Origin of the sequence: Chryseobacterium sp. BIGb0232 (assembly GCF_024810195.1) — a bacterium.
GTDB classification, from domain to species: domain Bacteria; phylum Bacteroidota; class Bacteroidia; order Flavobacteriales; family Weeksellaceae; genus Chryseobacterium; species Chryseobacterium pennae.
Genome location: NZ_JANUEH010000005.1, coordinates 272,008 through 294,544 on the forward strand (window position 1 = coordinate 272,008; position 22,537 = coordinate 294,544).

Annotated in this window: 21 protein-coding genes; 3 read left to right on the plus strand and 18 right to left on the minus strand. The window is 36.4% G+C overall.

Annotated features, from left to right (window positions below; translation table 11 throughout):
* Nucleotides 1-2: 2 nt before the first annotated feature.
* Genes M2372_RS14460 through folK form a run of 3 tightly spaced genes read right to left on the minus strand, consistent with a single transcriptional unit; the run spans nucleotide 3 to nucleotide 3,133 of the window.
* Nucleotides 3-1,529, minus strand: coding sequence for an OmpA family protein (locus M2372_RS14460; protein ID WP_123320666.1), 1,527 nt, complete (start codon nucleotides 1,527-1,529; stop codon nucleotides 3-5).
* A gap of 45 nt (nucleotides 1,530-1,574) precedes the next feature.
* Nucleotides 1,575-2,699 carry an OmpA family protein gene (locus M2372_RS14465; protein WP_123320665.1) on the minus strand — a complete coding sequence of 375 codons (1,125 nt, stop codon included), beginning with the start codon at nucleotides 2,697-2,699 and terminating at the stop codon, nucleotides 1,575-1,577.
* A 17-nt stretch (nucleotides 2,700-2,716) separates the two neighbouring features.
* Complete coding sequence (gene folK / locus M2372_RS14470) at nucleotides 2,717-3,133, minus strand: 2-amino-4-hydroxy-6-hydroxymethyldihydropteridine diphosphokinase (protein ID WP_115968685.1); 417 nt, start codon at nucleotides 3,131-3,133, stop codon at nucleotides 2,717-2,719.
* Nucleotides 3,134-3,154: 21 nt separating this feature from the next.
* Between folK and sppA the strand changes: the two genes are divergently transcribed.
* A complete protein-coding gene (gene sppA, locus M2372_RS14475) occupies nucleotides 3,155-4,912 on the plus strand; it encodes a signal peptide peptidase SppA (protein ID WP_123320664.1) in 1,758 nt (585 codons plus the stop codon).
* Between the two features lie 73 nt (nucleotides 4,913-4,985).
* On the opposite strand, the gene M2372_RS14480 is transcribed toward sppA, so the two are convergent.
* From M2372_RS14480 to rpmB, 6 genes are all read right to left on the minus strand, one after another.
* Nucleotides 4,986-5,246, minus strand: a complete 261-nt coding sequence (locus M2372_RS14480; protein WP_115968688.1) for a GlsB/YeaQ/YmgE family stress response membrane protein — start codon at nucleotides 5,244-5,246, stop codon at nucleotides 4,986-4,988.
* Between the two features lie 73 nt (nucleotides 5,247-5,319).
* Nucleotides 5,320-6,273 (minus strand): signal recognition particle-docking protein FtsY, encoded by a 954-nt coding sequence (ftsY, locus tag M2372_RS14485; protein WP_115968689.1) that lies wholly within the window; start codon nucleotides 6,271-6,273, stop codon nucleotides 5,320-5,322.
* 15 nt (nucleotides 6,274-6,288) lie between these two features.
* A complete protein-coding gene (locus M2372_RS14490; protein ID WP_123320663.1) occupies nucleotides 6,289-6,759 on the minus strand; it encodes a RidA family protein in 471 nt (156 codons plus the stop codon).
* An 89-nt stretch (nucleotides 6,760-6,848) separates the two neighbouring features.
* Nucleotides 6,849-7,001, minus strand: a complete 153-nt coding sequence (locus tag M2372_RS14495; protein WP_115968692.1) for a DUF4295 domain-containing protein — start codon at nucleotides 6,999-7,001, stop codon at nucleotides 6,849-6,851.
* Between the two features lie 20 nt (nucleotides 7,002-7,021).
* Nucleotides 7,022-7,204 carry a 50S ribosomal protein L33 gene (gene rpmG / locus M2372_RS14500; RefSeq protein WP_027373683.1) on the minus strand — a complete coding sequence of 61 codons (183 nt, stop codon included), beginning with the start codon at nucleotides 7,202-7,204 and terminating at the stop codon, nucleotides 7,022-7,024.
* Nucleotides 7,205-7,210: 6 nt separating this feature from the next.
* The gene (rpmB, locus tag M2372_RS14505) at nucleotides 7,211-7,453 is read right to left on the minus strand and encodes a 50S ribosomal protein L28 (protein WP_002976757.1); all 243 of its coding nucleotides are present in this window, start codon (nucleotides 7,451-7,453) and stop codon (nucleotides 7,211-7,213) included.
* Between the two features lie 244 nt (nucleotides 7,454-7,697).
* Here rpmB and M2372_RS14510 point away from each other — a divergent pair, with 244 nt between their 5' ends.
* Nucleotides 7,698-9,410, plus strand: coding sequence for a T9SS type A sorting domain-containing protein (locus tag M2372_RS14510; RefSeq protein WP_228455766.1), 1,713 nt, complete (start codon nucleotides 7,698-7,700; stop codon nucleotides 9,408-9,410).
* Between the two features lie 339 nt (nucleotides 9,411-9,749).
* Here M2372_RS14510 and lnt read toward each other — a convergent pair whose 3' ends face one another.
* Nucleotides 9,750-11,384: an apolipoprotein N-acyltransferase gene (gene lnt / locus M2372_RS14515; protein ID WP_123320662.1), complete on the minus strand. Its 1,635-nt coding sequence runs from the start codon at nucleotides 11,382-11,384 to the stop codon at nucleotides 9,750-9,752.
* Nucleotides 11,385-11,439: 55 nt separating this feature from the next.
* On the opposite strand from lnt, the gene M2372_RS14520 reads away from it, so the two are divergent.
* Nucleotides 11,440-11,853: a VanZ family protein gene (locus M2372_RS14520; protein WP_123320661.1), complete on the plus strand. Its 414-nt coding sequence runs from the start codon at nucleotides 11,440-11,442 to the stop codon at nucleotides 11,851-11,853.
* Here M2372_RS14520 and proC read toward each other — a convergent pair.
* The 8 genes from proC to M2372_RS14560 all read right to left on the minus strand — a co-directional run bounded on the left by proC (nucleotide 11,843) and on the right by M2372_RS14560 (nucleotide 22,458).
* Nucleotides 11,843-12,646 carry a pyrroline-5-carboxylate reductase gene (gene proC / locus M2372_RS14525; RefSeq protein ID WP_115968698.1) on the minus strand — a complete coding sequence of 268 codons (804 nt, stop codon included), beginning with the start codon at nucleotides 12,644-12,646 and terminating at the stop codon, nucleotides 11,843-11,845. The genes M2372_RS14520 and proC overlap by 11 nt on opposite strands.
* Before the next feature lie 231 nt (nucleotides 12,647-12,877).
* A complete protein-coding gene (locus M2372_RS14530; protein ID WP_123320660.1) occupies nucleotides 12,878-14,026 on the minus strand; it encodes a cytochrome-c peroxidase in 1,149 nt (382 codons plus the stop codon).
* A 2-nt stretch (nucleotides 14,027-14,028) separates the two neighbouring features.
* Nucleotides 14,029-15,561: a DUF6850 family outer membrane beta-barrel protein gene (locus tag M2372_RS14535; protein ID WP_123320659.1), complete on the minus strand. Its 1,533-nt coding sequence runs from the start codon at nucleotides 15,559-15,561 to the stop codon at nucleotides 14,029-14,031.
* 21 nt (nucleotides 15,562-15,582) lie between these two features.
* Entirely contained in the window at nucleotides 15,583-16,827 is a 1,245-nt protein-coding gene (locus M2372_RS14540) for a DUF4876 domain-containing protein (RefSeq protein ID WP_123320658.1), read from the minus strand.
* 19 nt (nucleotides 16,828-16,846) lie between these two features.
* Complete coding sequence (locus M2372_RS14545) at nucleotides 16,847-19,600, minus strand: TonB-dependent receptor plug domain-containing protein (RefSeq protein WP_123320657.1); 2,754 nt, start codon at nucleotides 19,598-19,600, stop codon at nucleotides 16,847-16,849.
* A gap of 140 nt (nucleotides 19,601-19,740) precedes the next feature.
* Nucleotides 19,741-20,754: a UDP-N-acetylmuramate dehydrogenase gene (gene murB / locus M2372_RS14550; RefSeq protein WP_123320656.1), complete on the minus strand. Its 1,014-nt coding sequence runs from the start codon at nucleotides 20,752-20,754 to the stop codon at nucleotides 19,741-19,743.
* 3 nt (nucleotides 20,755-20,757) lie between these two features.
* Complete coding sequence (locus tag M2372_RS14555; RefSeq protein ID WP_123320655.1) at nucleotides 20,758-21,243, minus strand: hypothetical protein; 486 nt, start codon at nucleotides 21,241-21,243, stop codon at nucleotides 20,758-20,760.
* 9 nt (nucleotides 21,244-21,252) lie between these two features.
* Nucleotides 21,253-22,458, minus strand: a complete 1,206-nt coding sequence (locus tag M2372_RS14560; RefSeq protein ID WP_115968705.1) for a pyridoxal phosphate-dependent aminotransferase — start codon at nucleotides 22,456-22,458, stop codon at nucleotides 21,253-21,255.
* Between the last annotated feature and the right edge of the window lie 79 nt (nucleotides 22,459-22,537).

Genomic DNA, 22,537 nt, shown 5'->3' on the forward strand with positions numbered 1-22,537 from the left:
AATTACTTTTTCTTCTTTTTAGAAACTGCTTTTTTCTTTATTGGTTTTTTTACAGGAGCATCTTCATAGTCTTTCTTTGTAATGGAATTCCATTCAGAACTTTCTATAAATTTTACTGTAACTTTTCTGTCTGCTAATCTTTCGGCATCAGAAGCGGAAGCTGGTATCGTTGCTTCTGCTGAACCTACTCCTTTTGATTTCAGTACATTATCACTTACTCCTCTGTTTTCCAAAGCTCCTACTACAGCAGCAGCTCTTTCTTTAGACAGTCTCAGGTTGTAGGCTGCGTTGCCTTTAATATCAGTATGCCCTGTTAGTAAGTAGTTTCCTCCGTTCTCTTTGATAATTGACGCAGCAAGGTCTAGTTTACTGTTAGATTCAGGTCTGATAGTCGCTTTATTAAAGTTAAAGTAGATATCCTTAAGAGTTTTTTCTACTTCTACAGCAGTTTGATTATTGTCTTTTTTCACAGGACAACCGTTGTTTTCAACTGGTCCTGGAACTGTTACACATTTATCGTAAAGATCAATTACACCATCAAGGTCTGTATCAAGAGCAACACCGGCACCGTCTACTCTCGCTCCTGCAGGAGTATCAAGTTGTCTGTCCCAATCGTCACATACTCCATCATTATCAGCATCTCCTTTTTTACAAACTTCGATATCCTGATTTTTGTTAGCTAAGACATCAAGCTTGTAGTAGATTTCCTGAAGTGGATCATGCCACATTAAGTGAGATTCGTGTTTTCCTAATTTGAAAGAAAGACCTAAAGTTGCATTGAAGAAGTTATCAGAAACCTGTGAAGAACGTCTATTAACTTCACTATATGGATCACCTCCACCATCAAAGGTATCATCACCTGTCATTACATACATTAATCTTCCTTCAATATCAACTCTTCTGTTCACCTTAAATTTCAAACCTGTACCAGCCTGCATAAACATTGAGCCTAGTTTGAATGGTTTTACTTCAGTCATCAATCTTTGTCCATTAGCATCTTTCTGATATGCTTTGTAAGCAATAGTACCTACACCGGCATATCCGTGAAGAGCCCATCTGTAAGTGGAATGATTATCCACTCTTCTCAAAAGATTAGAGAAGTTAATATCTCCCAATACTGAGATTGCATCATACTGAGTTCTTGCTCCTACTGCTCTTGCATCTGGGGCAGAATCTTTGGTATTGAACCATCCTTGTCTTGTTTCACCTCTGTCATACTGTAAGTTGATCCCAAATGCATGAGTAATCGCTTTATCTATACTTACATATGCTGAATATCCAAAAAGATTTTTACCATTACCGTTTTTGATAGATGTTAAATCTGCTGATTGCATCAGTGGAACTCCAGCTCCTACTGAAATAGACCAGTCATTGAATCTTTTTGATTGGTTGGTAAATGGGGATACATTGGCAGAACCTGAAGAAAAAGTATTAGGATACTTTCCATCTGTTGCTACTGATGAATCCTGTGCATAGCTGACGGTAGGGATCGTCAATGCTAATGCAACAATTGCTAAACTTAATTTCATCGTGTATTATTTATTTTGTTTTTGAAAAACAGGTTATTAGATTTTCTATTTTTTAATTGGGCATCCATTGTTTTCAGCTGGTCCAGGAACTGTTACACACTTATCATATAAGTCTATAACACCGTCAAGATCCATATCTAAGGCAACACCTGCACCATCTACTCTCGCTCCAGCAGGTGTATCAAGTTGTCTATCCCAATCATCACATACTCCATCATTATCCTGATCTCCTTTTTCACAAACAACAAGATCTGTCGTTGCATTTTCTAAAACATTGGTTTTATAATAAGCTTCCTGAAGCGGATCATGCCATGCTAAATGAGAAAGATGTTTTCCTAATTTGAAAGATACCCCTAAAGATACTGTCCAAGCATTGTAAGATCTTCTGTTGTTAAGTATTGTATATCTATATCCAGATTCTGTAGGAGCCTTAGGATCGTAGCTGGAATTATTATATCCACTTCCGTCAAATGACTGCTCACCACTAATGATATACATTGTTCTGGCTTCAACATCAATAAGTGGAGATACGTTATATTTTAATCCTAACCCTGCCTGATAGAATACAGAATTAATATCAAGATCTTGTTTCACAAATAAAGGAGTCCTTTTAGGGTTGTCACTCCATCTGTTTCGGTCATTGTCATGTAAAGAAGTCCTGTACCCCTGAAGTCCAATTCCTCCATAACCATGTAAAGCCCATCTGTATGGGGAATGATTATCTACTCTTCTTAATAGGTTAGAAAAGTTAATATCTCCCATTATTGCTAATTGGTCAAACTGAGTGGTTCCGGTAGCTACTCCAGCTGCTACTCCAGGTGCTCCTGGAAGTTGACCTGTTTGTTTAGTCTCACCTCTGGTATACATAAGGTTTAAACCAAAAGTGTGAGAGATTTGTTTGTCAATGCTTATATAAGCATTATATCCCCAATTGGTTTTATCTGAACGGAGAGATTTCAGTGCAGAATGAACCATAAATGCAGAACCTCCTCCAACAGAAATCGACCAGTCTCTGAAACGTCTGGCTTTGTTGTCAAACGTCTGTACATTCGCGGAACCTGAGGAAAAGGTATTAGGATACTCAGTAGAAGTGTTTACTGTAGTACTGCTATTCTGAGCGAAAGCTGCAATTGGCAAGGTTGTAGCCAATAATAATAAACCTAATTTCATACAATATGTTTTATGTTTTAAATAAAATCTTTTAATAACACTCTTGAAAAATCCCTTTCAAAAAGATGTTTTTTATGAGGGATTTCTAATCTTTCTGATTTAAAGTTTAATTCATTATACTTAATGATGTCAATATCTATTACCCTGTCTGTGTAACCTCCTGATACTTTTGAATCATTAATTCTTCCCATTTCAGCCTCAATGTTTTTAATGCAATCAAGCAGCTGAATTGGTGAAAGATGCGTGAATATTATTGTTGCAATATTACAAAAAATATTGGAACTGGCAAATTCTACGGGATCAGACATTAAAAATTCGCTTGTCTGTGAAATGTGATTCCCTGCATCACTTATTTTTTGCAAAGCTGTCTCGATATTTTTTTTTTGCTCTCCAAGGTTACTTCCTAGTAACAAAACTACCTTTTGCTGCGACATATTAGAAAATTGATTGAATTTATGAGAAGTTTCTTTAAAAATGTTTTGGCAAATATAGTAGCTATAATAATACTTTGCGCTGTATTTTTCATCTTTTTCATTATGATGCTTGTGTTTAGTTCTATGGGAAGTGACAAGTCTGTGACAGTGAAAAAGAATTCGGTTCTTACAATTAATTTAAAGACCAATATCATAGACAGCCCTACTGAAGAGCAAATGGATCTCTTTGGGTTTGGCAACCAGAATAAAAATGTTCTTCTGTATGATGTTTTGGAAGCTATCAATAAAGCTAAAACGGATGATAATATTAAAGGGATCAGTATTGAGACAGATGACCTGAATGCAGGACTAACTCAAATTGATGATCTTAGAAATGCTATTGAAGATTTCAAAAAAAGCGGAAAATTTGTATACGCTTATGGAAACGGAGTTTCACAGTCTGCTTATTATCTTGGGTCAGTAGCTGATCAGTACTATCTTCATCCTGCCGGAGGGATTGAATTAAAAGGACTTTCTACTGAGGTTACATTCTTTAAAGATTTTGCAGATAAATATGGTATCGGAATTGAAGTAATCCGTCACGGTAAGTTTAAGTCTGCGGTAGAACCGTTTTTAAGAAATGATATTTCGCCGGAAAATAAAGAACAGCTAAGTACCCTGCTGAATGACCTTTGGAAAAATACTTCCTATAAAATGGCTGCCTCTAGAAAAATAGATACAGCTCAGTTCAGAACTGTTGTTGACAGTTTATATGGAATGATTCCTGAACAGGGATTAAAATATAAACTGGCAGATAAGCTTATCCAGAAGTCAGAATATGAGGATTTGCTTAAAACTAAATTAAATGTAAAAGATAAAGAAAAGCTGAATAAGATTTCTTTAACGAACTATATCAGTTCTTTTGCTGATGAAGATCAGTCAGGGGAAAAGGTAGCAGTATTATATGCATCAGGTTCTATTAATAATGGAGATGAGTATAACGATATTCATTCTGAAAAATATGTTAAATACATTAAAAAGCTTCAGGAGGATGATAAGGTAAAAGCTGTAGTATTCAGAATCAATTCTCCGGGAGGGAGTGCGAATGCTTCTGACGAAATTTTATTTGAATTACAGCAATTGAAAAAGAAAAAGCCACTGATCGTTTCTTTTGGAGATTATGCCGCTTCTGGTGGTTATTATGTAGCGATGGCTGCCGATAAAATTTATTCTGAGCCTAATACGCTTACAGGTTCTATCGGAGTATTCGGAGTATTGCCTTATTATAAAGATATCGCAAACAAAAATGGAATCCGTGCTGATGTTGTTGCGACCAATGCCAATTCAATGTACTATTCAGGATTAAACGGAGTAACCCCTTACGGAGTAAACATGATGACGAAAAGTGTAGAGGGAACTTATAAAAGATTTGTACACTTCGTGACCCAGAACAGAAAGAAAACATTCGAGCAGATTGACAATGTAGGTGGTGGTAGAGTATGGAGTGGTGTTCGTGCTAAAGAGATCGGTTTGGTAGATGAATTGGGAACTCTTAATGATGCTGTAAAGTTTGCAGCGCAGAAAGCAGGAGTGAAGTCTTACTATGTGGAATCTTATCCTAAGAGAATAACTCCATTTGAACAGATTTTCAAAGATCTTAATGAAGAAGATGTTTCTGCAAGAATTATTAAAAATAAAATAGGGAAATCCAATTATGAGATTTTACAGCAGATTACAGACAAAAAATTACAGTCTGAGGTAAAAATGGAAATGCCTTATCAGATTAGAATCAACAACTAACTAAATTATATTGTACACAAAAATCCCGGATCTGAATTTCAGATCCGGGATTTTATTTTTTATCAGCGTTACATTAGCTTTTCTTTGTGGCCATTCCGTAAATCCAGAGGACAATTAAAGCTCCTCCGATGGCAAGAATCCAGCTTCTCGGATTCCAGAATGAAGTAACATCTCCCCAGTGTAGAATGTAAACTCCTATAGCTCCTCCTACAAATGCGCCTATAATTCCGAGGATAATAGTGATTAACCAGCCTCCTCCCTGAGTTCCGGGCATGATCATTTTAGCGATTGCACCTGCAATAAGACCGAATAAGATCCATGTTATAATTCCCATAGTTGCAAATTTTTTAATGATTAATATTTAAAATAGATTTGTTTACTAAATGTAAGGGAAAACATGATGAAAATCATCTTTTCTTGAAGAATGAGTCTACAAATTCCGTACCATTGAAAAGTTGCAGATCCTGCATTTTTTCACCTACCCCTATATATTTTACCGGAATCTGGAATTGATCTGAGATGCCGATAACAACCCCTCCTTTTGCTGTTCCGTCTAGTTTTGTTACAGCTAAAGCATTCACTTCAGTAGCTGCTGTAAACTGTTTTGCCTGTTCGAATGCATTTTGTCCTGTAGAACCGTCAAGCACCAATAGAATTTCATGCGGAGCATCAGGAATTACCTTTTGCATTACTCTTTTGATCTTGGAAAGTTCATTCATAAGATTGATCTTATTATGAAGTCTTCCTGCAGTATCAATGATGACAACATCTGCATTTTGAGCTACAGCACTTTGTACTGTATCAAACGCTACTGAAGCCGGATCGGAACCCATTTCCTGTTTTACAATAGGAACACCCACTCTTTCACTCCAGATGATAAGCTGGTCAACGGCTGCCGCTCTAAAGGTGTCTGCTGCTCCAAGAACTACTTTTTTACCTTCAGATTTGAACTGGTGAGCCAGTTTTCCAATCGTTGTTGTTTTTCCAACCCCATTTACACCGACCACCATAATGACATATGGCTTTTTTGAAGTATCAATATTTCCTGTTCCAGCATGAGGGTTTTCAAGCAATAGTCCTGAAATTTCCTCACGAAGAATATTATCCAGTTCACCTACTCCAACATATTTGTCGCGGGCAACACGCTCTTCAATTCTTTCTATGATTTTGATGGTTGTAGAGGCGCCTACATCAGATGCAATCAGTATTTCCTCCAGATTATCCAGAACTTCATCATCTACTTTGCTTTTACCGACTACGGCCTTCGTCATTTTTTCAAAGAACCCCTGGCTGGATTTTTCCAATCCTTTATCCAGAGTTTCTTTTTCTTCTTTTTTGAAAATATTTTTAAACCAACTCATAGTTTTAGTTTATTCTTATCTTTTGTTTTTAATCACTGCTGTGGCTTCCACTTCTATCAGTATATCATTCCTGAAAAGTTGGGTTACCTCTACAAGGCTGCTTACAGGAGGGTTCTGAATATTGATATACTCATCCCTTACTTTTCTGAAATATGGGGTTTTTGATATGTCTGTAACGAAAATACCCAGCTTGACAATGTCTTTGCCTGTACCTCCATACTCCTTCAGAATGTTTTCAATGTTTTTGAAAATCTGCTGAGTCTGTTCTTCTACATTGTTTCCCACCAGATTTCCTTTTGAATCCAACGGAACCTGACCAGATAATAAAATCATTTTGGAAGTGCCGCAATCAATGCTTACTGATTGTGATAATCCCGGAATGCTGAAAACTTCAGGAGAACTTTTATATTCTAATGGGTTCATCGTTTTCTGACTGAATGAAAGTTGAAAAATAACTGTACTTATCAGAACAAGAAACTTCGTCATATTTCACTGATTAATAATCTGGTGAACAAAGATAACAAAAAAACTACCCAAATTATGAGTAGTTTTTTATATTGTAAATAAAGTATTGATTATTTTTTCAAAAAACCATCTACTTCATCAGCATTCATTACTTTTTCTTCGAAAACGTAAGCCCCTGATTTAGGAGACTTCACCATTTTCACCACTTTAGTCATTTTTTTAGATTGACCGCTTTGTAGGGTTGCTACTACTTTCTTTGCCATGGTAAGTTATTATTTAAAAATTACTTAATTTCTTTGTGAAGGGTAGATCTCTTAAGAACAGGATTGTATTTTTTCAATTCCAATCTCTCTGTAGTGTTCTTTTTATTTTTTGTAGAAATGTATCTAGACATTCCTGGCATACCACTTTCTTTGTGCTCTGTACATTCAAGGATTACTTGAACTCTGTTTCCTTTTTTTGCCATGATTTATTAATTCTTTTTAATCAATCCGTTTCTAGTAGCTCTTTCAATAGCTTCCTCGATTCCAATCTTGTTAATCACTCTCAATCCATGAGCTGATACTTTCAGTGTAACGTGCTTATCTTGCTCCGGAAGGTAAAACTTCTTCTCTAATAAGTTAATTTCAAAACGACGCTTCGTTTTGTTATTAGCGTGAGAAACGTTGTTACCAACCATTGCACGCTTTCCTGTTATTTGGCAAATTCTTGACATATCTCGATGTTCTTATTTGTATAATATTTGAGAGTGCAAAATAACGAAGAATTTTTTAGATAGACAAATCTTTTAGAAAATATTTGATAAATAAGTGACTGATTATAAATATTGATTTTTTAAAATACCCGAATTTCTGGGATACCGCAGGAAATCAGTGCTGATATATTTCATACAGGCTTTTTTTAATCAGAGAAAATTAATACCCTATCTTTGTTTTTAATTAATCTAAATAAAAACAAGTATGAAGAGAATTTATATTCTATTGTCTATGCTGCCTGTGGGACTATGTGCACAGAATTTTACGGAGATTCAGACCGGGATAAATAATTTTTATTTCTCTGCTTCCGATATTGCTGATGTGGATAATAACGGAACTCTGGATATTGCAGTCAATGGAGCCATAGATTCAGATGGAGACGGGAATCCGGATGCTACTTATAATGAAGTGTATCAAAATACCGGAACCACTTTTCAGCCCTACACGGACCTGGGTGGAGATGTAACACATTTGGGAGATATCAAATTCATTGATTATAATAATGATGGATTGATGGATATTATTTCCACAGGATTGAGTTATATGGATATTGTGAACTACAAGCATTATCGTTTTAAGAACACTGGAGTAGGCTTTACAAGAGAAGAAGAGCTCCCGGGGAAAATATACGGATCTATGGAAGTTTTTGATTTTAATCATGACGGAAAACAAGACTATGCTATTAATGGTACTCAATATGCTCACGGCGGAGGTTTCAGGAATACTCTGGATCTCTATAAGAATACGGGACAGGGATTTGATCTGATTGAAAACTGGGCAGATGGAACTCAGAACGGAAGCTTTAAGGTTGTGGATCTTAATAATGATCATCTCTTGGATCTTATTATCATAGGGTCAGATATTAATGGTGATCCGGTTTCCAAAGTATATATGAATCAGAACGGAACACTGGTGAATACACAGGCTCTTGATTCACTGATTTCAGGTAAAATCGAAACAGCCGATTTTAACGCTGACGGTTATCAGGATGTAGTTGTTATAGGTAAGGATGCTAATGATGATGTTTACTTTGCTGTTCTGATGAATGACGGAACCGGCAATCTGGTAACCCAGCAGATTCCATCAGAAGTTTCTGAGGCTTCAATAAGTGTTGGAGATCTGAATAATGACGGGTATTATGACTTTATTGTTGCTGGAGATATCAATTATAATGCGGTTGTAAAGACTTATTTATATAACCCAACAAGCCAGTCATTTGATGAAGGAACTGTTACAGGCTTACACAGCTTGGGAGGTCCGGGAATGATACAATTGTTTGATTTTAATAATGATCAGCATCTGGATGTCCTGTTAAGTGGATTTGATTGGGTGAACCCTGATATTCCATCACTCACAAAGGTTTTTAAAAATAATGCTACACAGCAGAATGCAAAACCGACTGCACCTACTCAGCTTAACCTGACTAAAAACGGCAACCGATTCAATTTTACTTGGAGTGGGGCAACGGATGACAAAACGCCGGCAAATGCTTTACGATATGAAATTAAAGTAGGATCTATACAGGGGGGGCATGATATTGCCAAATATATCGTCACCACACCTTCATGGTTCCTGGATCTTGATCCATCTGTTCAGAATGTATACTGGAGTGTAAGATCAATTGATGCTTCAAAGGCGTATTCTGATATCTCTACACAAGGAACATTGTCAACCAAAGAAAATACGATAAATCGTGAGAAAGACTTTGTTATTTATCCAAACCCTACTTCTGATAAAGTTTATATTAAAGGTGAGAAGATTTCAGAAGCTGAAATGTACTCAATGGAAGGAAGAAAGGTGAATGTGATTTTAAACAGAGACCAATCTATTGATGTTTCTCATCTCCCTAAAGGTGTATATCTATTAAAACTGAAGATAAAAAATGAAATAACCACCAAAAAAATTACGATTAAATAACTGAATCATTTATTCTATCTTGAGAGAAGTCAGACGTCCAGCTGGCTTCTCTTTTTTTATTATGGCAATTTGCTGGAGGATTGGTTTCAGGAAATGTTTTTAAATGTTTATCGCAGATCTCGTGGATTACACAGATGTTTGTATTTTATTTCCCACGGATTTCACAGATTTGCATAGATGTTTGTGGGTATTGATGTAGAAATTAGTGGTATTTGTTTTTAAATAAAAAAAATCTGCGTTATCAGCTTAATCAGCGAGAGCTTAATAGCTCTCAGATCTTGCAGATAACGCAGATTATATTGTATAAGGATAAATATCAGTATGATTGATATTTAAACACTATGCTTTCTTTATTTTTGCCTGAAACCTTTTAATCAGATAATAGAATAATAAAAATCCTAAAGCGAACATTGAAAATCTTGAAAGAAGATCTCCTGCTCTTGAGTAGAATGTCATTCCTTCGTAAAGGTTGATCTTTGCAAATAATGCGGTTTGGTCACCATAGAAAGTATCAGCTACCACTTCACCTTTTGCATCAATGTGCGCTGAAATTCCACTGTTGGCAGCACGGGCAATTTCTCTTCTGGTTTCAATGGCTCTCAGTCTGGCGTAGGATAAAAGCTGTCTGTGCCCTTCAGTAACGCCCCACCATGAGTCATTGGTCATAATTCCCAGGAAGTTAGCTCCCTTTTTTACATAATCAGTAACAAACTCTCCATAAATACTTTCGTAGCAGATAATGGGTGCCATTTTACCTTTATTGTAAGGGTTGGAAAAGGCCATTCTTTCTTTGTCTGTCCCTAAAGAAGCCACTGTTCCTCCTAAGTTCAACATGGCATCTCCTAAAAGAGGTTTTAAAATATTCATATAAGGAAAGATCTCAACGCCAGGAACCAGTTTTCCTTTGTGATAGACCTGGGTCTTTTGTTGCGGAGCAAGCTGAATAGCGGTGTTGTAACTTGCTGCCCAAACTCCCTGATTAATTTCATAGGCTTCTTTGGGGCGCGTTGCAGGGTCAAAAAATAAACGGTGGGAAGAGATTCCTGTGGCAAAAACAGATCCCGGATGTTTAGATAAAAATTCTTTGACATTGTTTAAAAGCAAACTTTTTTCAATACCGGTTTCAGAAATAGAGCCTCTGCCGGGAAGAGCAGTTTCCGGAGCAATATAGTAATCTATTTTTGTGGTTGAATTTTTTTCTGCCAAAGCCAAAAGATCCTGTTCAATCGTTAAACTGTCTTTGGAATATTTTTCAGTATAAGGATCAAGATCGGGTTGAAGCATCAGTACATTCACCTGTCCGGATGGCTTTTCATTAAAGCTGTTATATTTAATGATGGAAATGATCATCGGAATAGCGATTAAAGCGGCTATAATTGACGAGTTTTTAATCAGGTCTTTTCTCTTTCTTCCTGCTTCCCAGGTTCTGATGGTATAGAAAATAAGAACGTTGATTAATAAGATCCAGAAACTTCCACCGGTAGCTCCTAAGGTATCATACCATTGAATCAGTTTTGGATAATCTGAAAATACATTTCCTAAATTCAGCCATGGCCAGGTAAGTTCCCATCCTAAATGAAATTTTTCAAAACTCATCCAGATAGCAATCAAAAATCCTAATCCCCAGTAGGTTCCCTGAGCATTTTTATACCAATGGTAGCATTGAAAAACCAAAGAATATAAAAGTGAATTTACCAGAACAGGGAAGACAACAGCCATCATAGAGTGGCTTCCATCAGGATTCTTAGAACCATACAGCCAGCCTGTGGTGACAATATTCCAGATGATAAAACAAAGATAGGACAGTCCGAAGATAATCCAGCTTTTTCTTTTATAGTCTGAAAATTTTGAAATTCCATGTTCCATCATCAGAAGAGGAACGAGGGCGAAAAATATAAAAAACGGGACTCCATAAGTAGGCCAAGAGACCGACAGCAGCATTGCTGAAATAAGTGTTAGCAGAACGTATTTCATTAAATTATTTTAATATACAAATTTAATGTTTTTGAAATGAATATATTAGCATCCGATGTTAAAGAAAATATATAAAATTGTTATTGCTCCTTACACGCTGCTTCTGCTTTACCTGATGTTTCTCGGAATGGGAAGGTTTCAGTATGAAGATAACCTGATTACGGTGGAACCCGTGTTTTCTACCATTAAATTTATTCAGGGTGCTATGAGCTGGAAAGATATTGTCATTATTGTGATCGGTAATATTGTGATGTTTATTCCCTTTGGTTTTATGGGATGGGTCTTCCCTAAGCTCATGGATCTTAAATCCCTCGTTTTAAATTTTATTCCGGCTATTACCATTGTGGAAGCTCTTCAGTATTTTACAAGAATGGGAATATTTGAAGTAGACGATATCCTCCTCAATACATTTGGGGTTTATTTAGGGTGGTTATTTCGCAGATATCTTGAAAAAAGATTTAGCTGTTGAGCTCTTTTGCCCTTTTTTCAGCATTTAAAATTCCTTGCTGTAGAATTTCCTTGAAACTGTTTTCTTCAAAAGTTTTTAAAGCAGCTTCTGTAGTTCCGCCTTTGGATGCCACATCTTTGATAAGTTCATCAAGGTTCTTCTCAGAATTATTAATGAGATGATAGGCTCCCAGCATGGTTTGTTTTACAAATAATTTGGACAGATTTTCTTCAATTCCCATCTCAACTCCTGCTTTAATCATAGCATCAATAATATAATAGAAATAAGCAGGTCCGCTGCCGGAAAGCGCCGTAACACCATCCAGAAGATTTTCTTCTTCTAAATAAACCGATCTTCCGGTACTGTTCAGTAATCTTTCGATGTTGATAAGCTGACTGAAAGAAATACCGTCTGCAGCAGTATAGCCTGTGATTCCCATTCCTAAAAGGGTAGGGGAATTGGGCATTGCTCTTACAACCAGGGGATGTTTCAGTGACTTTTGAATTTTCTCAATATTAATTCCGGCCATAATAGATAAAACCATTTGATTTTCCTTTAATGTAAACCTGAAATTCTGAGCAACCGTTTGAAAATCCTGTGGTTTTACGGCAATAATAATCAGATCGGCATCAAGTTCTGTGACTTCGTCAAAGGTGGAAGTTTTGGATTTGGGAAATTCTTCCGCTATTTTTGAGATTTTAGTCTGGCTTCGTGTAATCAGGTGAAGGTTTTCCGGTTTAATAAGTTCATATTTCAAAAATGATTTTGAAAATGACAGTCCCATATTTCCGGCGCCCAAAATAGCTATTTTCATATTGTGTTGATTTTAAAACGAAAATAATGTTTTTTATTGGGATGAGGAAGAGAAAAGGGAGTTAGAAGATGGAAGATGGAAGATGGAAGCGGAGGTTGTTGTAAGGTTGAGTTTGCTGGATTGCTTTTTTATGAATTTGAAATAGATCAGAAATATCGGGTGATTAAACGCCTTAAGAGTTTCCGGACTCATGCTTCCACATAAAAAGGGCTGGCATTTGCCAGCCCTTTTTTATTCTGTAGGAAATTCAGGTCGTCTCATTTTATATTTTGTTCCTGAAAGGGCTTCCAGGAAGGAAATTAAAGCTTTTTTCTCTTCTTTTGTAAGCTTTAAAGGTTTTAGCAGAGGGTCTGTTACAGGATAAAGTGGATCATTCTGTTTGGTTTCAGGAGAAGGATCTATCATGTGCATTCCGCTATTGTACATATTGACTACACCTTCCAGGTCTCCGAATAATCCGTTGTGCATCCATGGCTGGGTAAGCATGAGATCTCTTAATTGTGGTGTTTTGAATTTTCCTGCATCTTCGGCTTTCTTGGTAATATTATATAATCCCAGATCTTCATATTTTCTTTTATAGTAGGTAAGGCCGATATTATGAAAAGATTCGTCTGTAAGATACTGACCGCTGTGACAGTTCATACATCGTGCTTTTGTTCTGAAAACATGCATTCCATAGATCTCTTCATCGGATAAGGCATTGTGTTTTCCTTCCAGAAATTTATCAAAGCGGCTTGGCTGGCTTTTGATGGTTTTCTGAAAATCAGCGATGGCTTTTACAATTCTTTCATAGGTCACTTTTTCATCTCCATAAGCATTCTTGAAAAGAAGTTTATATCCTTTCAATGTCTGTATTTTTGCTGGCAATGTTTTTACATCCATCGCCATTTCGTGATGAGCTCCAAGAGGACCGGCAGCCTGTTCTTCAAGTGTTTTTGCTCTTCCATCCCAGAAGAATAGGTTTCTTTCTGCAATATTGTAAAGAGATATTGTATTTCTGTTTCCCTGAAGATGGTTATTACCTAAAGCTACATGTCTTCGGTCTGACCAACCCATTTCAGGGTCATGGCATGAACTGCATGAGATCTGATTGGATTGAGATAATTTAGGATCAAAGAATAACATTTTTCCGAGGATAATATTGGGTTTATCCTGTTCCGCAAAAAATGTAGAATCTGTTTTAATGGGTGAGAATTCCTGCCATTTTACCCCATAGTCAATATTGGGTTTTGGCCAGTCTGAGATTGCTTTTTTATAACTTTTAACAATGTCTTCAACCGTGGGATCCTGAAGTTCCATTAAGTTTTGATTTACCTTTGGTGTAAAGCTTAATAGTATCATACTTACTCCACCTAATCCCCAATATATTAGTTTTTTCATCTCTAAAACGTTATCCCTATACTTGCACCTGCAAAATTATTGTTTTTTTTCTGAATCTTCTGAGATTGATACTGCACTCCTATAAAGAAAACAGGAAGTTTTTTAAGTTTAAAATCATATCGTGCAGAAGCTCCGAAAGTTGTTATATCACTGGCCTGGAAAATATGATCTTCCAGCATCCAGGCATCTACAGATGAATATCCGGAGGTCGTTAAAGCATTTACGCTATTTCCAACCACCCTTTGGGAGAAATAGGGCTGAACGGTAAGTATTTGATTATCTTTGATCTGTTGTTTGTAATCAGCATTGATTCCAAAGTAGCAGTATACAAACTTTTGCCCGGCAGCAGGATAGAGTCTTCTTTCTTTGATTTCTTCGTATGCGAAAAACGGAGTTGCAGTAATAGAGAAGGTTTCCTTATTATACTGATAAAATCCTTTTACAGCTGTGGTATAGTCTTCCTTACGGTAGGATTTTCTTTTATAGATCTTTTGTAAACTTGCTGTATTCAGTGAGTATCCGTATTCATAGCCTGTTTTTACAGAAGAACTGAAGCTGGCTGAAAATCCGAAACGGTTTTTCTCATTAATACTGAAAAATTTTGCACCTTCCACTTCAAGTGTTTTATTTTCAAGATCGGAAAGATCATAAAATAAGTTGGACGATGGGCTGTTGACATAACTTTTAATATTATTCGATTTTCCTAAAACAGCCTGAAGGTAAAAATCTTTTCCTTGTTTGTTCATGATCTGCAAACCTCCTTTATAGGCAAATTCCTCAAAAGTAACATTAGGATTGGCTGTTCCGTTAAAAAGATAGTTTGAAAATCCGAAACCAGTCATCTGGTATACAAAAGGTCTTCCTAATAAACTTTGGAAAGTAAGAGAACTGTTTTGGGTATATTTACTGAATTCACCGAATATCCCTACTTCATATTCCCTGAACATTTTGTAGTTCACCCCTGCTTTGATATTGAGATCAGAGGTTGTACTCTTCAGTCGCGGGTCTTTAGCACGGAATCCCATTTGAGCAACATAGCCTATCTGAGCTGCAATGCTCCATTTGTTCCATTTCTGTAGATATCCGCCAGAAAACTGATAACGTTCCATATTCAGTTTGCCACCTGCAGAATCTACGGTGGTATAAGGAGCTACACGATCATAATCCAATGATTCATTCCACCTTACAAGTCCTGTTTTCAGGTTTTGATAGCTGGCATTTCCCCATACATAACGATTGGGTTTTAGCTTTTGAAATGATTTAGCTTCGACGGTTAAACCTTGGTCTCCGTTTCCCAATTGCTGACGGTAAACTTTCTTATCATGGTTATGGTATCCAACCCTGAATTCTGAAAACGAATTAGGACTGTATGCTGACATTGAAGCCGGATTATTGAAAAAATTATCTTTAAAACTTCTTTCCGTATCATATTGATTATTGATGGTCTTAAAGAGGCTGATGCTGTCCTGTGCTTTCACAGAAAGAAAACACAGGTTGACCAGTAACAGAAAGAAAGTTGTTTTTCTATTTAGCATAATGTATTGAAAAGTGTAACATTATTTTGGATGAACAATACCATTTTTTAAACTTGCTTCGGAATCTCTCATGAAGTCATTGGAAGAGTTGTTGGTATCCATATACAGATTGCTATTTGCTCCCATTGTTCCAATTATTTTACGTCTTACGGTTTTTCCGAAACGGTTTGGATCACTGTCTATACTCCCTACAGAAGTCCATCCTGCATCAATGCTTGGAGAAGTCAGAAGATGTACAAATTTTGTAGGAACACTGTTGTTAACTCCATCTATAATCCATGAATTTGGAATTGAATATGAGTTTCTTGTCATAACAGTTCCTGCTGAAGAGATATAGCTGTAATCGTATTTGTTTTTTTGCAGGAAGGTATTCTTTGTCTCACCAGCTGGAAAACGGGCAATCACAAAACTTTCAAAACCTCTGTTATGGATAGTGAACATATTGTTTGCTGCAGTATAGGCCAAATCTGCATTGGGTACATCCGGATTATCTACCTGCCCCAGTGCCGGAACTGATGATGGAAATTCAAAGTCGGCATTATGCAAATCAAAAGCTGTACTTGTCTGTGCCTTATGATTGATGGCATTATCTGCTACCACAATAAAATCACCAGGTTTTACAGGATATTTTTTAATTTTTCCTTCCGGATCGGTAGGCAGAATCAGAACTCCTTTTACCGGAAAATATTTGGTGACATCATATGGGGTAGGGTTATCATCTTCAGTGGTCATGAACCTTGAGTTGGCGATGATCAGGTTATCCGCATAAAGAACCTTGTTCGTATTGTTTACAATTTTAAAATAACGGCTTGAGTTATAGTTTTTACCATCCGGAGTTTTTATTCCTGTAAAAAATATTTCTTCAATGATAAAATCTTCATGGAATGTTTTGAAGAATAAAGGAATTTTAACATCGTTGATTAAAGTGACGACATCAGCATTAGCTGTTCCGGCAACATCAATGGTTTGGAGCTGATTGTTGACAATCTTACCATTTACGGTGATTTTATAAGAACCATGAGGCAGCTCTAGGGAAATAACATTTGCGTTTTGGCTTGTTCTTTTGGTGGTGGCTCCGGTATTTACTTCTATAGCTTCAATATCCAGTTTTTCATAGATAGAAATATTTTCACCAGTAAAAGACAGGGTAAGTACACCATTTTGTCCTGCAGCCTGTACTCCGAATTCATCATCTGTACATGATGTTACTGTAAATGCAGTCCCCATCATGGCTACAAAACTTAATAGTAAAAATCTTTTTTTCATGTTACTTATTTTTTATATTTTAAAAATTGTAGTTTAATTCCATTCCGAAATAAGGTGTATTCATCCTTTTTCGGTACACCTTTACATTGTTGAATGTGTAGGGTGCGCTGTAGTTGAAAAGCCTGTTTACAAATAAGGAAGCACGAAGAGCTTTGTAAATACTTTTGGTAATCTTTATATTTCCTGTCATAGTAAAAGTATAGAGCTTGTCAAGATTATCAGAGACCGAAACATTTCTTATCAGCCATTGCTTGTAGGTATCAGTTTTATCGGCTTCCGTGAAAGGATGTATGACACCATCCATTCCATAATAGGAAACAGGCTCTGCAATTCTTCTGTCATTTCTGCTATAATCATACAGGCTTCCCTGTACAGAAGCTGAAACAATCAGATCCAGACTTGGAAGATAAGTGTCAATGAGCAGGTTATAATTTATATTTGAATTAACATATCCGTTATCATTTTTATAAATTCCGTAATAAGGAAATATTTCTGAACCGATGGTTGCTGTAGGTTTAAAAATAATAGGAGTAGAGTTTCTGTACTGAGACTTAAACCATGCTCCGGTAAAGGTAAATCTTGTATTAATTGCTTTGATCCTTGGAGAAGTATATCCAAATTCAATCCCTTGTTTCAATGTCTCACTTCCGTTTTCCGTAGTAGAATAAGCTCCGAAAATATTTTTAACTTCATAAGGAACATTTGTTAAATCCGGTCCGTTGGGTGTCCATTGGGTTATATCTACTTTTGTGGCATCATATTGTTTATAAGTGTGAATAGCTGTCTGGTCCATACTACGGAATCCATTGGTCATGTTTTCTTTAAAATAGGTCATAAAGAATTCATGATTCCTGTACGAAAGGTCTAAACGAATTTCTTTCTTGATGCTTTTTGCAGCTTGTAACTCTTTATTTTCCTTTGACTGCACGTACGTCATAAAGTTTACATATCGGTATTGTGCATCATTATGATAATAATTCAGTTGGGTATAATCCCAATATTCGTTATTTGGATACAGCATCAATAGGGTTGGCTGCTTATAGAAAAGACCGTATCCTAAGGTGACATCTGTTTTTAAAGGATAATCATTGATAATAAGATGGGGCAGGCTGTATTGGAAATTTAACCTTGGTTCTGCAAAGACTTTTTTACTGATCGCATAAGAGTTGTCTATTCCCAGGTTTTTTGATAATCTTAAACCAGCATATAGAGTGAATTTATGCTGATTGATAGCATAGCTCATCTGATCCCCTACAAAAGCAGCCAACAGGCTTGAGGCTGGGATAGCATTGTATGGTCTTGGTCTTGCAATTCCTGTACTGGCAGACGGAGGTGTTTTCATGTCATATTGAAGCCCCCGGCCATTATTCTTAGAATATTTCCAGTCAAGTCCGGCTTCGTATTGGTGAGTAATTCCGAAGGTTTTCTTTGTACCGTTTGCCTGTAAGAAAGCGGTGATGTCTAAAGGTTTTCCTTCTGTAGAGAATTCCGCAATATAGCGCAGATCCGGATAATAGCCCACATTTTCTCCTTGTTCTGTAGCAAGGGAGAAAGATCTTGGTCCTGATAATTGAATTAGCTTTACCTGTTCTATTTTTTCAAATCCCTGGCGAATGGCTGTATTTAACGTTAATCTGTTGAAAAACGAACTCTTCTCCAGCTGATAGATGAAATTATTGGTGAAACTGATTCTTTTATTATTGGATTCATACTTATCTGTTGGTGGATATCCGTTGTCCGGATCATATTTTTTACTGTCAATGTTAGTAGAAAAATCAATAGTAGATTTCCATTCTAAAGGTTTTGACCATAGTGTTGATACTTTCTTCGAACGGACAGATGCTGTAATACGCTGGTAGGTTTCAAAATCATCGGTGGGATTTGATTTCGAATCAAGGAAATCTGCACTGGCACTCATTTGCCACTTATCATTAATCTTAAAGCCTTTACTCAGGTAATATTGCTTACTGAATCCATCCGCTTTAAATCTTGCCTGAAGTGGAGCTGCTTTTATCCTGCGTTCAATTTTGATCAATCCGGAAGTAAGATCTCCATATGCTGCAGAGGGAATACCCCGGATTACTTCAACTTTTTCAATATCATTGGTGGAAATGGTTCTCATATCAACGCCGGAAGTTGCCGTTTCCCTATATCTTGGGCCTTCAGAAAACTGCCTGTTATCTACTGAAACCTGCATATCTGCGTTGGAATTGATGATGTTATCATCAACCATAAACTGAACGCCGAGGGATGAGGTATTGTATTTATCACCGATGTAATCTCCTGTATTTTCGCGAAGTGTAGCTTTATTCGTTAAGTTTAGGACCGGTACTTTTGAAAGCCCACCAGGAAGAAGTTCCATTAAATCGGTAAAACTTGAAGGCTGTAAATGCTGCATAGCCTGTCTGTCAATAACAGACTTGGTTGTTAGGCCCTTTCCTTCTTTTGAAAATACAATTACTTCTTCCAGCTTATTAATAGGCTGAAGTGTAATGATCATATTTTGTGATGAAGCAAGATCAATATTCAGTTCTTTTTCCTGAAAGTTAGGATGAACAATTTTTACATGATATTTGCCATTAGAGACAGAGATATCGACATGGCCATTTTTGTCAGTTGTTAAAGAGGTTTGATTGATGGTAACAGAAGCACCTCCTAATTCTTTATTGTTTTCATCAAAAACAGTGATGTTCAATTGGGATCTTTCATTTTGGGCCTGTATCCAATGGGTACTGAAAATGAAAAAGAAAACAAAAGATAAAGATCTAATCATTTTTTATTTATTCTAAATAAACAGACCGCAAAATTATAAAATATAATAATGCCGGCCAATGATTATTTAGAATAAATTTAAATAAGAATACAAAATTCCGGAAAATGCCCGGAATTCTGTTATATAATCTGATGTGAATGTTATATAATATTCACTTCCCGTTCAAGTTCAATTCCAAATTTATCCTTTACAGAATTGATAATTTCAGTAGAGAAATCAAAAATCTCTTTACCTGTTGCATCACCCGTTGCATTAATGATAACCAAAGATTGAAGTTTGTGTGAAGCTACATTTCCGATTTGCTTACCTTTCCATCCGCATTGTTCAATCAGCCATCCTGCAGGAACTTTAACCACATTTCCGTTAGGATATCCCTGAATATTGTCAAATTTACTTTTTAACGTTTCAAATTGAACTAAAGGAATTGTAGGGTTTTTAAAAAAGCTTCCGGCATTTCCGATGATCTTAGGATCCGGTAATTTACTTTGCCTGATAGTAATGACTGCTTTGGATACATCCTGAATAGAAGGGTTTTCAATTCCCATTTTTTCAAGTTCGGAGGTAATGGCTCCATATTCTGTTTTGATGCGATGATCCTTTTTAGTCAGTTTAAAAGTGACTTCCAAAATAATATATCTTCCTTTTCCTTCCTGTTTGAAGATAGAGTCTCTGTAACCAAATCTGCATTCTTCAAGATTGAAATTTTTAAGCTCAAGATTCTCAAGATCCAGTACCTGACAGTTTACAAATACGTCCTTTATTTCCGTTCCGTAAGCTCCGATATTCTGCATAGGAGAAGTTCCTACATTCCCGGGAATTAAAGAAAGGTTTTCCAATCCACCGTAATTTTTATTCAGACAGTACATCACAAATTCATGCCAGTTTTCGCCTGCTTTCGCGGTAACCAGAATTTCGTTTTCATTAAGATCTTCTTCTGAAATTCCTTTTAGGTTAAGTTGAATGGCAAGACCATCAAAATCTTTTGTCAACAGTATATTACTTCCTCCTCCCAACAATAGAAGAGGTAAAGATTTTTCTTTTGAAAAAGTAAGGGCATCTTTTAATTCTTCGATGTTGTTACTTTCAACAAAGTATTTTGCTTTGGCAGCAACGCCAAAGGTGTTATAAGGCTGTAAGGAAAAATTTTCTTGCATGTTTTATTTGTATTCTTTCGGAAGAATTTTGTCTAGTTGTTCTTTAAGTTGTTGAAACTGTTTGTAATGAATGGTATCAACAAATGAATTGATGTAGATATGAGCTTTTTTCGGAGTACGGATCTGGAAAGCTTCATCTGTTCTGTCTACCGATTGTTGGCTTGGAGAACTTTTTATATGATCAAGATCTTCAACTCTGATGGATGAGGAGAGTTGCTTCCAGGTATCGGGACTGATGGCCGAGGCCCATGCCTTATGCATTTTATTGGAGGTGGTTCCTTTTTCTGCAGTGATTGAATCCTTAGTGACTTTTATGATTCTGTAATATCCATTGCTTCCCCCTATATTGGATAGTCCGATGAAGGTAATTTCGCGCGGATTTTTACTGATTGCAGATTTTTCTGATTTCTGCTGGTCACAGGAAAAAAATACCGACAGCAAAAAAATCGAAAACAGTATTTTCAGATATATATATTTTGTTGTCGGCATGATATGATTTTATAGGCTAAACTCTTCTCTGTATTGCTTTAAAGCATTTTTCAGAATTTCAGCACTTCTCTTAAGATCTTCTTCTTTCAGTACATAAGCAATTCTTACCTGCTTTTTACCTAATTCAGGATCACTGTAGAATCCTCCTGCAGGAGCTACCATAATAGTTTCCTTGTTGTGGGAGTAGGATTCAAGCAGCCATTGTGCAAATTTCTCAGTATCATCTACAGGAAGTTCTGCAACACAGTAGAATGCACCTCTAGGTTTAGGACAGATGACCCCTGGAATAGCATTTAAAAGATCTACTAAAATATTTCTTCTGTGAGTATATTCTTCTCTTACGGCTCTGATATAAGCTCCGTCATTCTGGTGAGCTGCAGTTGCTGCAATCTGTCCCAAAAGAACAGGACTTAGTCTTGCCTGTGCAAAAAGCATTGCTGCATTACGGATTTTCTGAGAGCGGGTTACCATACATCCGATTCTTACTCCACACATAGAATAACGCTTGGATTCTGAATCGATAACGATGCAGTTTTCTTTCAGTTCAGGGAAATCAAGAATAGATACCTGTTGTTTTCCGTCATATACATATTCTCTGTAAACCTCATCAGAGATGATTACAATATCATATTTTAAAGCAATATCAGCAAGTTTCTGAAGTTCTTCACGAGTATAAAGATATCCTGTAGGGTTACCTGGATTACAAATGATGATTGCTCTTGTTTTTTCGGTGATCTTTTTTTCAAATTCTTCAATTGGAGGCAGGGCAAAACCAGTATCTATGGTAGATGAAACTGCGACTACATTCACATCAAATGTGCTGGTGAAGCCATTATAGTTAGCATAATAAGGCTCAGGGATGATTACTTCATCTCCATCGTCACACAAAGTTGAAATGGCAAAGTTTAGTGCTTCAGAGCCTCCATTGGTAACAATAAAGTTATCAGGGGTAAGGTCTGAAAAACCTAAAGAATGATAATATTCTGTAAGGGCTTTTCTGTAATCTAGGTTACCTTCAGAAAGTGCATATTCCAATACTTTAAGATCGATGTTTTTTAAAGCATTTAATGCTGTTTCCGGAGTTTCAATATCAGGCTGCCCGATATTAAGGTGATATACTTTTATTCCTTTTTGTTTTGCTTGTAACGCAAAGGGAACCAGTTTTCTTACCGGCGATGGTGGCATATGCAGTGCTCTGTTTGAAATATTCGGCATTGTTCAAAAATTTGTATGACAAAAATAGGATTTAATTTCCCAATAATAAAATTAAGAACAGGAAGAAACGGCTTATTAT

What these genes read in the sequence shown, in the direction of transcription:
- M2372_RS14555 (WP_123320655.1), bottom strand. Translation starts at nt 21,243, where the DNA reads ATGCCGACAACAAAATATATATATCTGAAAATACTGTTTTCGATTTTT.
- sppA (WP_123320664.1), top strand. Translation starts at nt 3,155, where the DNA reads ATGAGAAGTTTCTTTAAAAATGTTTTGGCAAATATAGTAGCTATAATA.
- M2372_RS14490 (WP_123320663.1), bottom strand. Translation starts at nt 6,759, where the DNA reads ATGACGAAGTTTCTTGTTCTGATAAGTACAGTTATTTTTCAACTTTCA.
- M2372_RS14540 (WP_123320658.1), bottom strand. Translation starts at nt 16,827, where the DNA reads ATGAAAAAAAGATTTTTACTATTAAGTTTTGTAGCCATGATGGGGACT.
- M2372_RS14535 (WP_123320659.1), bottom strand. Translation starts at nt 15,561, where the DNA reads ATGCTAAATAGAAAAACAACTTTCTTTCTGTTACTGGTCAACCTGTGT.
- M2372_RS14480 (WP_115968688.1), bottom strand. Translation starts at nt 5,246, where the DNA reads ATGGGAATTATAACATGGATCTTATTCGGTCTTATTGCAGGTGCAATC.
- murB (WP_123320656.1), bottom strand. Translation starts at nt 20,754, where the DNA reads ATGCAAGAAAATTTTTCCTTACAGCCTTATAACACCTTTGGCGTTGCT.
- proC (WP_115968698.1), bottom strand. Translation starts at nt 12,646, where the DNA reads ATGAAAATAGCTATTTTGGGCGCCGGAAATATGGGACTGTCATTTTCA.
- M2372_RS14460 (WP_123320666.1), bottom strand. Translation starts at nt 1,529, where the DNA reads ATGAAATTAAGTTTAGCAATTGTTGCATTAGCATTGACGATCCCTACC.
- M2372_RS14465 (WP_123320665.1), bottom strand. Translation starts at nt 2,699, where the DNA reads ATGAAATTAGGTTTATTATTATTGGCTACAACCTTGCCAATTGCAGCT.
- M2372_RS14510 (WP_228455766.1), top strand. Translation starts at nt 7,698, where the DNA reads ATGAAGAGAATTTATATTCTATTGTCTATGCTGCCTGTGGGACTATGT.
- M2372_RS14560 (WP_115968705.1), bottom strand. Translation starts at nt 22,458, where the DNA reads ATGCCGAATATTTCAAACAGAGCACTGCATATGCCACCATCGCCGGTA.
- ftsY (WP_115968689.1), bottom strand. Translation starts at nt 6,273, where the DNA reads ATGAGTTGGTTTAAAAATATTTTCAAAAAAGAAGAAAAAGAAACTCTG.
- lnt (WP_123320662.1), bottom strand. Translation starts at nt 11,384, where the DNA reads ATGAAATACGTTCTGCTAACACTTATTTCAGCAATGCTGCTGTCGGTC.
- M2372_RS14530 (WP_123320660.1), bottom strand. Translation starts at nt 14,026, where the DNA reads ATGAAAAAACTAATATATTGGGGATTAGGTGGAGTAAGTATGATACTA.
- M2372_RS14495 (WP_115968692.1), bottom strand. Translation starts at nt 7,001, where the DNA reads ATGGCAAAGAAAGTAGTAGCAACCCTACAAAGCGGTCAATCTAAAAAA.
- rpmG (WP_027373683.1), bottom strand. Translation starts at nt 7,204, where the DNA reads ATGGCAAAAAAAGGAAACAGAGTTCAAGTAATCCTTGAATGTACAGAG.
- folK (WP_115968685.1), bottom strand. Translation starts at nt 3,133, where the DNA reads ATGTCGCAGCAAAAGGTAGTTTTGTTACTAGGAAGTAACCTTGGAGAG.
- rpmB (WP_002976757.1), bottom strand. Translation starts at nt 7,453, where the DNA reads ATGTCAAGAATTTGCCAAATAACAGGAAAGCGTGCAATGGTTGGTAAC.
- M2372_RS14545 (WP_123320657.1), bottom strand. Translation starts at nt 19,600, where the DNA reads ATGATTAGATCTTTATCTTTTGTTTTCTTTTTCATTTTCAGTACCCAT.
- M2372_RS14520 (WP_123320661.1), top strand. Translation starts at nt 11,440, where the DNA reads ATGTTAAAGAAAATATATAAAATTGTTATTGCTCCTTACACGCTGCTT.